Origin of the sequence: Pseudomonas sp. BAV 4579, from assembly GCF_009765395.1 — a bacterium.
Taxonomy (GTDB): Bacteria; Pseudomonadota; Gammaproteobacteria; order Pseudomonadales; family Pseudomonadaceae; genus Chryseomonas; species Chryseomonas aestiva.
Genome location: NZ_WHOV01000039.1, coordinates 26,483 through 36,223, shown reverse-complemented (window position 1 = coordinate 36,223; position 9,741 = coordinate 26,483). Strand labels below are relative to the sequence as shown.

Genomic DNA, 9,741 nt, shown 5'->3' with positions numbered 1-9,741 from the left:
GAAGGTGCAGGGCCTCAACGCCTCCGGTCGCGCACCGCGCGGCTGGACCCCGGAGTTCTTCGCCGGCCAGAGCGCCATGCCGGCCCGCGGCTGGGGCGCGGTCACGGTGCCCGGCGCCGTCTCCGCCTGGGTCGCCCTGGCCCAGCGTTACGGCAAGCTGCCGCTGACCACCCTCGCCGGCCCGGCGATCCACTATGCCCGCGACGGCTTCCTGCTCACCCCGGTGATCGCCGAACTCTGGCGGCGCGGCGCCGAGCAGCTCAAGGACCAACCCGGTTTCGCCGCCTGCTTCCTGGCCAACGGCGTACCCCGCGCCGGCACCCTGGTGCGCCTGCCCGATCATGCGCGGACCCTGGAGGCCATCGCCGCAAGCGAAGGCGCCGCCTTCTACCAGGGCGAACTGGCCCAGGCCATGGCCCGGCATGCCCGCGAACACGGCGCGGTGCTGGACGAGGAAGACCTGCGCGCCCACCGGGCCGACTGGATCGATACCCTCTCGGTGCCCTTCGCCGGCGCCGTGGTGCACGAGTTGCCTCCCAATGGCCAGGGCATCGCCACCCTCGCCGGCCTGGGTATCCTGGAGGCCGCCGGCATCGGCGCGGATCCCGTGGACAGCCCCGCGACCCTGCACAGATCCATCGAAGCCATGAAGCTGGGGCTGGCCGATCTCTACCAGCACGTCACCGACTCCGCGCACATGCGCATCCAGGCCGAGCACCTGCTGGACCCGGCCTACCTGCGCGAACGCGCCGAGTTGCTCGGGCCACGTGCCGGCGATCCCGGCTATGGCGCCCCGCGCCCCGGCGGCACCGTCTGCCTGTCCGCGGCCGACGACAGCGGCATGATGATTTCCTTCATCCAGTCCAACTACATGGGCTTCGGCTCGGGCGTGGTGGTGCCGGGCACCGGCATCAGCCTGCAGAATCGCGGCGCCGGCTTCACCCTGGCGCCGGATCACGTCAACAGCGTGGCGCCAGGCAAGCGGCCCTTCCACACCATCATCCCCGGCTTCGCCATGAATGCCGATGGCACCCCGCTGATGGCCTTCGGCCTGATGGGCGGCCCGATGCAGGCCCAGGGGCACCTGCAGCTGATGCTGCGCATCCTCAAGTACCGGCAGAATCCCCAGGCCGCCGCCGACGCACCGCGCTGGCGCCTCGAAGGCGGCCGCCGGGTCGCGGTGGAAAGCAGCCTGGACCCGGCCACCCTGGCGGCGTTGCGGACCCTGGGCCACGAGGTGACCGTGGAAGAGCCCTCCGGCGTATTCGCCTTCGGCGGCGCCCAGATCATCCAGCGCGTTGCCGGCGGCTACGTGGGCGGCTCCGATCCGCGCAAGGACGGCCTGGTGGCGGGTTACTGAAGCCAAGGCGACGCGGTCGGCGATACGGAGCGCCTCAGGCTACCCGGCCGTAGCTTGAGGCTCCGCTCCCGGTAGACCGCGTGCTGGAACAGGCGCAGCTGCCCCATTTGGTGCCCCCTCAGGCTCAGGCGTGGCACCTTGGGCTGGAGATCTTGGAAGACGCATCCAACCCTCTTGTGGCGATTCGGATACGCCTTCCACTGCCATCGGTAGCGGATCAGCTGCAAAGCCGCAGCTCGCCTCCCCGGACGCTCGGCCTCGGCAGCCAATTCGCCTAATCGGCGTCCCCACTCGTCGCCCTGCATTGATATCGAATTAATCTTTATTGCGATATCAAAAAAGCCACGACATAGTGGCTCTGAGCTATCACCCCAGAGTCGAGGCCAAGACCCCTTATGCACCCTGATCCCCAGAGCCACGCCCGCGAGGCGCTGCTTGACCTGCATCGCCAGCTACAGGAAAACGCCAGGCGGCTGGACACGGTGGACTGCGACGATGCGGATGTTCGCGCTGTCCTGCAGGCCGTGCAGGATCTCAATGAGCGGGTTGCCGACATGGTGGCCGAGACGGCCCTGCTGGCGCCCCTGCCGCTGGACGCGGTCGCAGGAAGCAGCGCTCACGACGCTAAAGGTCAGCGCTGATCCAGCGCACATTGCCAACTGCACGCCCTGGCGCCCGGGACGCAAGGCGCGCAGCGGAAATCAGTCGCTGGAAAGAGGTGTCAGACTAGCTTTGCCTGCAGCCGATACCGGGCCGGCACTAAGACGTCTAGCGGCCGGCGTCCTTGCCCGGCAGGCGCTGGAAGGCACGCGCCCATTCGAGCAGGGAATTTTCCTCGTCGGTACGATCGTCCACCCCACACTCTTCCAGCACGGTCACCACGCGATTCATGAAATCTCGATCAACGCGAGCCTGCTCCATGATCCGGTCCAGATTCAGCTGACCGAGTTGCTGGAGGGTGGTCTGAAATTCCTTGTCTTCCATGCCCATGACGTCTGTCCCTGTAAGCACGGCTGCCGATCGCCGGCTGGCCTAGTGCTATCATCTTTCGCGCGGGCGTTATTCACATAACGGTTATCGCATGAAGTGTCGATAATGATGACTGAGCGGCAGTTGGCAGCGCTCCGCGCCCGTCGGCTCGGGGCTTCCGGTCGGCCCGCTCCTGGCGGCACTGGCGCTCAACCGAGCATCAGCGGCAGCACCAGAGCGGTAGCGATCCCGAGCAGGATCATGCCCAGCGCCGAGAACGCGGCCGTCTCCTGGCTTTCCCGCAAGGCATGGGCGGTGCCTATGGCGTGGCCGTTCATGCCGAGGGTCAGACCGCGGGCCGCGGGATCCTCGACCTTGAAGACCTTGAGCAGTGGCAGGGCCAGCGTGGTGCTGATGACGCCGGTCAGCATCACGATCACCGCGGTCAGCGGCGCGACGCCACCGAAATGATCCGCCAGGGGCAAGGCGATCGGCATGGTCACCGACTTCGGCAGCAGACTCATCAGCAGTGTCTCCGGCAAGCCGAACAGCCAGCCCAGGGCCAGGGTCAGGGAAACACCTACCACGCCGCCAACCGTGAGGGTTATCAGCAGCGGCGCGCAGAGTGCCGTCACGCGCTGGACGTTCTTGTAGAGCGGAACGGCCAGGCCCACGGTGGTGGGTCCGAGCAGCATCGAGAGCATACCGCTCGCGCTTCGATACCTGTCGTAGGGGATCCCGCCGATCAAGAGCACGGTCGCGACGATGGCGGTGGTGATCAGCACCGGTTGCAGCATGACCAGGCGCAGGCGCTGTTGCAGCACGAGCGCCAGCTGATAGGCCGCGAGCGTCAGGGACAGGGCCAGCAGGGAAGCGAGGGCCGGGTCAGACATGGTCTTTGTCTCTACCGATCAGGTACTGCAGCAGCCAGCCACACAGGGGCACGGTGACCAGCAGGGACAGGGCGATGACCAGCACCAGGCGCAACCACACGGAGGTCTCGAGGCCGCTGAAATCGACGATGCCAACCGCCGGCACCACGAGCATCAAGGGAAGGTATCCGAGCAGACTACCCGCCATCTTCTCCACCCCTTCGGGCACCCTGCGCAACAGGATCAGCAGGGCGAAAAGCACGATGATCCCTATGACACTGGCTGGAATGCCGCCGATGAAATTCGTCATATAGGTGCCAAGCAGGTAGCAACCCACCAGCGTCAGGAAACCCGTTATATTCATAACCACCCACATTGCCTTGTTATTCTAAACAACCCGCCCTATCAGGCTGCGCAGCCAGGCCTGGCCCGCGCCAGCCGGACCGGTCCGTTGGCTGTCGCAGGTCCCACAGGAGCGGCGATTACTGCCGACAGGGCTGTCTGACGTTCAGCTGCCAGGCGCCGCCTCACTATAGGCGCATCTGCAAATGGCAGAGCAAATCCCAGCTGAGATCGGCGAAAGGTGCCCGCCTTGTTCGGCTCAGTGCTGAGTTGACGCCGCGATCGGCCTCGCCTTCCTTCGCCCCTCGCAATCGGCTCGCCGGATATCCCGCCATGCTCCCCGAGCGCGACCTGTCGAGACGCCAGCCGAGCGGGGAAGACCACGCCTCACGCCGGCACCGCGCGCATGCCCTCGAAGATCAGGCGCGTGGTGTTGCGCACGGTGGCGGCATGGCCTTCGCGATCCAACTGGTCGCTGGCCGTCAGGCGCAGCAGTTGCAGATGCGAGTAGTCGTTGAGCAGAAAGGCCGCCAGCTCCACGTCCAGATCGGCGCGCAGCTTGCCGGCGGCCTGCAGCTCGCGCAGCACCTTGGCGATCTCGCCCTGCAGGCCGCGGTTCATCTGCCGATAGGCCTGGGGCAGACCGCCGTCACTCCCCACCAGCACCAGCGGCAGCAACTCGCGCCAGAGGGCGGCGGGCAGGACGTCCAAGGCGTAGCTGACGAGCAGGTGTTCCAGGTGGCAGAGCGCATCGACGGGATCCGCGAAGTCGCCCAGGTGCCGGCGCACGTCGATCAGCGCCCGGCGATCGGACTCCTTGATCATCTCCAGGATGATCTCGTGCTTGCTGCCGAAATACTTGAACACCGTGGGCGCCGAGACACCGGCGTCGCGGGCGATCTGCTCGACGGTGGTCTCGCGAAAGCCCTGACGCTGGAAAAGCTTGACCGCCGCGGCCGAGATGGCGGTGCGGCGTAACTCCTTCTGACGTTCGCGTAGGCCGCTCACCGTCGCTCCTGATTCCTGGGATGCCAGAGAGGATAGCTGGCCGGGCTTAGGTACAGAAAATATTTTATTGACTAAAGAAATTAACAGAGTTAATTATTTTCCCGTACCTGCTCTACGCAGGGCCACTGCCAGGATGAGTCTGATGAACCAGAGCCTCGACCGCTCCCTGGTTTCCCGGAATCGGGAAGTCAGCGAGATGTACGACAGACAAGAACGAGAGCCCGTACTGATGCAGGGATTTCCGGCCGAGCCGGACCAGCGCGTGACCTGGGCCAACTGGATGTCACCGCCGTTCAATCGCTGGGGCTTTCGCAACCTGGCGCGCATGCGTCCCACCATCGAGGTGGCAGCCGGATCGCGACCGGACAGGGTGCTGGCCCATGCGCCCATGGCCCTGGAAACGCTGAGATTCCAGAGCAGCTGCGGCCGCAGCGTCAGCGCCCTCGACCATCTGCAGGCCAGCAAGACCGACGGCTTTCTGGTGCTGCACCAGGGTCGCGTGGTGTACGAGCGCTACTTCAACGGCCAGGTCGCCACCGACCGCCACATCATGTTCTCGGTCACCAAGTCGCTGATCGGGGTGCTCGGCGAGCAACTCATCCACGACGGCGTGCTCGATGCCCAGGCGCTGACCCAGCATTACGTGCCGGGACTGGCCGGCAGCGCCTTCGGCGACGCCAGCGTCCGCCAGTTGCTCGACATAGCCGTGGGCGTCCACTACACCGAGCTCTACGACGATCCCACCTCGGCAAGCTCGCAGTACGGCTATGCCTGTGGCTTCAAACCGGCCCCGCCCGAGTACGCCCAGTACGAATCCCTGTACCAGTACCTGCCGTCATTGCGCAAAAGGTGCGAGCACGGCGGCCTCTTCCATTACGTGACCGCCACCACCGAGGTCCTGGCCTGGGTGATGGAGCGCGCCAGCGGCCTGGGTTGCGCCGAACAGCTGCAGCGGATCTGGCAGCACCTCGGCTGCGAGCGCGACGCCTACTTCATGGCCGATCCCTGGGGTCGCAGCGTCGCCGGTGCCGGCTTCAACGCCACCTTGCGCGACATGGGCCGCTTCGGCCTGATGCTGGCCAACGACGGGCGGGTCGACGGCCAGCAGGTCATCGACCCGGCGGTCGTCGAGGCCATCGCGGCGGGCGGGGATCCGGCCCTCTATGGCGTGCACCAGGACTTCGCCGACTGGACCCCGGGCGCCTCCTACCGCAGCCAGTGGTATGTCTTCAACGACGAAAGTCCGGCCATCATGGCCAGCGGTATCCACGGCCAGTACCTGTTCGTCGACCGCGCCGCCGAGGTGGTGATCGTCAAGCAATCCTCGCTACCCGAAGCGGTCACCGAGCTGGACATCGATACCGTACGGCTGTTGCGCGCCATCGCCGCCCAGCTGCGCGGCTGATCCATCCCTAACGAGATCGACGAGCGCCGGCCCGCCAGCGCTCCCACCTGCTGCGCCAGGTATTCGGTGGTCGCCTTGGCCACCCTTCACTGCCCTGTAATACAAGAAAAATAGTCAGGAGCTCTATATGTGCACAACCAAGCGCCTTGCCGGCGTGCTGCTGGCGCTCGGCCTGCCGCTGGCCAGCCAGCCAGCCCTGGCGGGCTATCCATTTGACAACGAACACCTCAAAGGCGAGTTCAACCTGACGGCGGGCGCCGGTTCCATCACAACCCGGGGCGTCAATTTCGGCGCCGGTCGCGTGGATGCCCGCAGCGGCAGGAACGACGGCAGCCGCATTGCCTGGCAGGAGTTCTACGTCAAACCTGGCGTCACCCTCGACTATTCGCTCAGCGACAGGCTCCACCTGCTCGCCGCCGGCTCGGTGGTCGGCGCCGCCACCCTTGGCGACGGCGATGCCGGTGGCTTCACCCGCAGCTCCGACGGCCGCTTCGCCCCGGAAGAAGGCTACGCCGGGGTCCAGGCAGGTGACTGGAAATTCACCGCCGGCCGCCAGAACTTCATGGTCGGCACCGGCTTCATCGTCATGGACGGCAATCTCGATCTGTTCGGCGATGGCGCCTACTGGCTCGGTCCGCGCACCGCCTTCCGCGATTCGGCGATCCTGGCGTGGGGGCATGGCCCGGCCCAGGCACAGGCCTTCACCCTGCGCACCGACGATCACTATGGCGATTTCCGCCTGAGCGGCGCCAACCTGGATTACGACCTCGACGGCCAGGTGACCCTCGGCGCCCTGGCCATGACGGTCGATACCCTGGCCAGCAACAACAGCAGCGCGGCACGCCGCGACGGCATGCGGGTGTACAACCTGCGGGCCCTGCGCGGTCACCTGCCGGGCCTGCCGAATCTCACCTTGAATGGCGAATACGCGGTGCAACGTGGTGGTGATGGCGCCCTCAGCTACGACGCCAGAGCCTGGTACGCCCAGGCCGACTACCAGTTCCAGGACCTGCCCCTCACGCCCACCCTCGGCTATCGCTACGCCGTCTTCTCCGGCGACGACAACCCGACCGACAACCGCCAGAAGGCCTGGGACCCGCTGAGCAAGGGTTTCACCGACTGGAGTACCTGGCTGATCGGCGACGTGGTGGGCAACTACCTGCTGTTCAACAGCAACGAGCGCGTCCAGCAGTTCTCGCTGAAGAACCGGCTCAGCGACGCCCTCACCCTGGGCGTCATCCACTACCAGTTCTGGCTCGACCAGGCCAACTTCCGCGGCGCCGCGGTCAGCGATCGGCGCTTCGCCGACGAGACCGCGGTGTACCTCGACTGGACGCCCAACCGGCAGTTCTACGGCTCGCTCTCGTACAACTGGGTGCAGGCCAGGTCGGCCGCCCGCCAGGCGTTCGGCGACAACGATCGCTTCAGCGCCCTCGAGCTGTATTTCACCTATCGCTACTGACCACCCGTCACCACAGCCCCCGTGGGGCACAGGAGAGCGTGATGAATACCAAGACAGAAACCGGAATCGCCGTGCCGACGCTGGAATGGGTGTTGAGCCTGCAGGTGCTCATCGACCCGGCCGATGGCCTGGGCCCCTGCACCGATGGCCAGCGCAGCAACTATCGAATCACCGGCGGGCATTTCGAGGGCCTGAACGTACGCGGCGAAGTGATCGCCGGCGGCGCGGATTTCTATCTGCTGCGCAGCGACGGCGTGGGCGAGCTGGACGCGCGCTACAGCCTGCGCAGCGACCAGGGCGAGTGGATCAACATCCATAACACCGGCCTGATCACCCTCAACGACCGGGGGCAGGCGCAGGTCGCCCAGGGCCTCTGGCCGATCGCCGAGGAGGACTATCACTGCAGTTGCACACCGCGCTTCCAGGTGGCGAGCGGCAGACTCGACTGGCTGACCCGCAGCGTGATGATCGGCAAGGTGGGCTATCCCGCCGCCGACCAGGTGGCCATCCACTGCTATCGCCTCACCTGATCGGCGACCCCTCTTACAGCCAGGCTTTCTACTGAAGCGGCAGGCCACAGGGTGGCCGAGCCGGCAGGTAAACGACCATGACCATCGCCAAGCAAACCCTGGTGCGCGCCGCGTGCATCGCGATCGCCGCCGCCTCGATTCTCGTCATCGGCGTGCAGCCGATCTTCATCGGACTGCTGACCGAACGCCTCGACCTGACCCTGGCGCAGCAGAGCTGGACCCTGTCCGTCGAGATGTGCGGCTCCATCGTCGGGACGCTGCTGTACCTGCCGATGATCCGCTTCCTCGGGCCGCGCACCCTGGCCCTGAGCACGGCCCTGCTGCTGCTGTTCGCCAACGCCGCGACCGCCAGCGTCACCGCCCTCGATCCGCTACTGGCCTTGCGCGGCCTCTCGGGACTCTGCTCGGGGGTGCTCTACTCCTATGCCATCTACTGGCTGGGCAGCATGCCGGGCCAGGACAGGTCCTTCGGCATCCTGCTGTTCGTGCAGACCGCCCTGTTCGCCAGCAGCGCGGTGCTCATGTCGATGATCGCCGAGTGGCAAGGTTTCGCGGGGGCGATCTACTACCTGGCCGCCTGGTTCGCCCTGGTCTGTCTGCTGAGCCTCTGCCTGCCGGCCAGGCAGAGCCCGGAAGAGCGACAGGTCTCCTCCACACCGCTGCGGTCCGGTCTGACGGTGATCGGCGTCTGCTCGCTGCTCGGCATGCTGTTCCTGCAGCTGTCGATCTACTCGCTGTGGGGCTTCGTCGAAGGCATCGCCCGCGATGCCGGGGTGGCACCGGTGGACATCAGCTGGGCGATCAGCATCGGCCTGCTCGGCGGCTTGCCCGGTGCGGCCCTGCCCAGCGTGGCCGGGCGCCATCTGGGCCGCGTACCGATGATCCTCACCGGCTCCCTGGCCGTGCTCGGTGCCATCTACCTGCTGGCCACGCGCATCCACACGGCGGCGGATCTCATGCTCGCGGTGTTCCTGATGAACTTCGGCTGGAACCTGGCGCTGTCCTACTACATGTCCTCGGTCGTGACCCATGATCCGAGCGGGCGCCTGACCAAGCTAGTCGGCGTGGTGCAGGTCGCCTCAGCCGCCGCGGCGCCGACCCTGCTGAGTCTGCTCATCGAAGGCAACGACCGGCGCAGTCTCTTCGTGCTGTCGGCGGGCGCCATCCTGATCGGCTGCGTCCTGGTGCTCGTCATGCTGTCCTGGGGACGCCGCCAGGTGCCGGGCAAGGCGCTGGACTGCTCGGTCTGAGCGTTGGCCGCTTGCTAGGGGCCGCGAATATCACCGCCTGCCGTGCGGCCAGGCGACAACCTCCATGACCGATTTGTCATCACCCGGTCAGCTTGGCGTCCCCCCTGTCCTCCTAGAGTGGCCCGGTCAGCGACTCGCTACCCACCCCTTCAAGAGGACTCTCCATGAAAGCGCTCCTGCTCGGTCTCTTCGGTCTGCTCGCCACCGGCTCCGCCCTGGCCGCTCCCGACCATCCCGCCCTGATCCATGACCAGCCCGGTTTCTTCGTCCCGCTCGACGTCGCCAAGGTCGTCAGCCAGACCGAGCTGGACGCCCAGTGCGGGATCGTGCCGGCCCGCCTCGACTATCTGGATCACGCCGGCCGGGAGCATGAGCTGGACTATCTGGTGTCTGGCAATGGCTGCTACAACCAGAATTGAGGCGGTGTTAGCCCCCGTGCCAGCGCGCGGCGGCCACCGTCGCGCTGGCCGAGGGGCCTTCCGCATCGTCCTCCTCTGCCCCCGGAACCCAGGGATATCGGAAGGGTAGAGAACGCAACGGATC

The 9,741-nt window shown here is 66.4% G+C and carries 11 protein-coding genes; 7 read left to right on the top strand and 4 right to left on the bottom strand.

The window, feature by feature from the left end:
• Together GSQ95_RS10285 and GSQ95_RS10280 are read left to right on the top strand one after the other, a co-directional pair.
• The coding region (locus tag GSQ95_RS10285; protein ID WP_158973790.1) for a gamma-glutamyltransferase family protein at positions 1-1,360 on the top strand (1,360 nt) is incomplete at its 5' end.
• A gap of 395 nt (positions 1,361-1,755) precedes the next feature.
• Positions 1,756-2,001: a hypothetical protein gene (locus GSQ95_RS10280; RefSeq protein ID WP_158890465.1), complete on the top strand. Its 246-nt coding sequence runs from the start codon at positions 1,756-1,758 to the stop codon at positions 1,999-2,001.
• A 127-nt stretch (positions 2,002-2,128) separates the two neighbouring features.
• Here GSQ95_RS10280 and GSQ95_RS10275 read toward each other — a convergent pair whose 3' ends face one another.
• The 4 genes from GSQ95_RS10275 to GSQ95_RS10260 form a co-directional block, all read right to left on the bottom strand.
• The gene (locus GSQ95_RS10275) at positions 2,129-2,350 is read right to left on the bottom strand and encodes a hypothetical protein (RefSeq protein WP_133860976.1); all 222 of its coding nucleotides are present in this window, start codon (positions 2,348-2,350) and stop codon (positions 2,129-2,131) included.
• A gap of 188 nt (positions 2,351-2,538) precedes the next feature.
• On the bottom strand, positions 2,539-3,222 hold the full coding sequence (locus GSQ95_RS10270) for an LrgB family protein (protein WP_158890463.1): 684 nt from the start codon (positions 3,220-3,222) through the stop codon (positions 2,539-2,541).
• A complete protein-coding gene (locus tag GSQ95_RS10265) occupies positions 3,215-3,565 on the bottom strand; it encodes a CidA/LrgA family protein (protein ID WP_158890461.1) in 351 nt (116 codons plus the stop codon). Before GSQ95_RS10265 ends, GSQ95_RS10270 begins: the two co-directional genes overlap by 8 nt.
• A 365-nt stretch (positions 3,566-3,930) precedes the next feature.
• On the bottom strand, positions 3,931-4,551 hold the full coding sequence (locus GSQ95_RS10260) for a TetR/AcrR family transcriptional regulator (RefSeq protein ID WP_158890459.1): 621 nt from the start codon (positions 4,549-4,551) through the stop codon (positions 3,931-3,933).
• A gap of 142 nt (positions 4,552-4,693) precedes the next feature.
• Here GSQ95_RS10260 and GSQ95_RS10255 point away from each other — a divergent pair, with 142 nt between their 5' ends.
• The 5 genes from GSQ95_RS10255 to GSQ95_RS10235 all read left to right on the top strand — a co-directional run bounded on the left by GSQ95_RS10255 (position 4,694) and on the right by GSQ95_RS10235 (position 9,617).
• The gene (locus GSQ95_RS10255) at positions 4,694-5,956 is read left to right on the top strand and encodes a serine hydrolase (protein ID WP_158890457.1); all 1,263 of its coding nucleotides are present in this window, start codon (positions 4,694-4,696) and stop codon (positions 5,954-5,956) included.
• A gap of 127 nt (positions 5,957-6,083) precedes the next feature.
• Positions 6,084-7,418, top strand: coding sequence for an alginate export family protein (locus GSQ95_RS10250; RefSeq protein ID WP_158890455.1), 1,335 nt, complete (start codon positions 6,084-6,086; stop codon positions 7,416-7,418).
• Between the two features lie 41 nt (positions 7,419-7,459).
• On the top strand, positions 7,460-7,948 hold the full coding sequence (locus GSQ95_RS10245; protein ID WP_158890453.1) for a DUF3237 domain-containing protein: 489 nt from the start codon (positions 7,460-7,462) through the stop codon (positions 7,946-7,948).
• A 77-nt stretch (positions 7,949-8,025) separates the two neighbouring features.
• Positions 8,026-9,198, top strand: a complete 1,173-nt coding sequence (locus GSQ95_RS10240) for an MFS transporter (RefSeq protein ID WP_158890451.1) — start codon at positions 8,026-8,028, stop codon at positions 9,196-9,198.
• 164 nt (positions 9,199-9,362) lie between these two features.
• Positions 9,363-9,617, top strand: a complete 255-nt coding sequence (locus GSQ95_RS10235) for a DUF2790 domain-containing protein (RefSeq protein ID WP_158890449.1) — start codon at positions 9,363-9,365, stop codon at positions 9,615-9,617.
• Positions 9,618-9,741: the final 124 nt, after the last annotated feature.

Excerpts from the sequence above, each read along its gene's own strand:
- GSQ95_RS10280 (WP_158890465.1), top strand. The coding sequence starts at position 1,756 with ATGCACCCTGATCCCCAGAGCCACGCCCGCGAGGCGCTGCTTGACCTG.
- GSQ95_RS10275 (WP_133860976.1), bottom strand. The coding sequence starts at position 2,350 with ATGGGCATGGAAGACAAGGAATTTCAGACCACCCTCCAGCAACTCGGT.
- GSQ95_RS10270 (WP_158890463.1), bottom strand. The coding sequence starts at position 3,222 with ATGTCTGACCCGGCCCTCGCTTCCCTGCTGGCCCTGTCCCTGACGCTC.
- GSQ95_RS10265 (WP_158890461.1), bottom strand. The coding sequence starts at position 3,565 with ATGAATATAACGGGTTTCCTGACGCTGGTGGGTTGCTACCTGCTTGGC.
- GSQ95_RS10255 (WP_158890457.1), top strand. The coding sequence starts at position 4,694 with ATGAACCAGAGCCTCGACCGCTCCCTGGTTTCCCGGAATCGGGAAGTC.
- GSQ95_RS10250 (WP_158890455.1), top strand. The coding sequence starts at position 6,084 with ATGTGCACAACCAAGCGCCTTGCCGGCGTGCTGCTGGCGCTCGGCCTG.
- GSQ95_RS10245 (WP_158890453.1), top strand. The coding sequence starts at position 7,460 with ATGAATACCAAGACAGAAACCGGAATCGCCGTGCCGACGCTGGAATGG.
- GSQ95_RS10240 (WP_158890451.1), top strand. The coding sequence starts at position 8,026 with ATGACCATCGCCAAGCAAACCCTGGTGCGCGCCGCGTGCATCGCGATC.
- GSQ95_RS10235 (WP_158890449.1), top strand. The coding sequence starts at position 9,363 with ATGAAAGCGCTCCTGCTCGGTCTCTTCGGTCTGCTCGCCACCGGCTCC.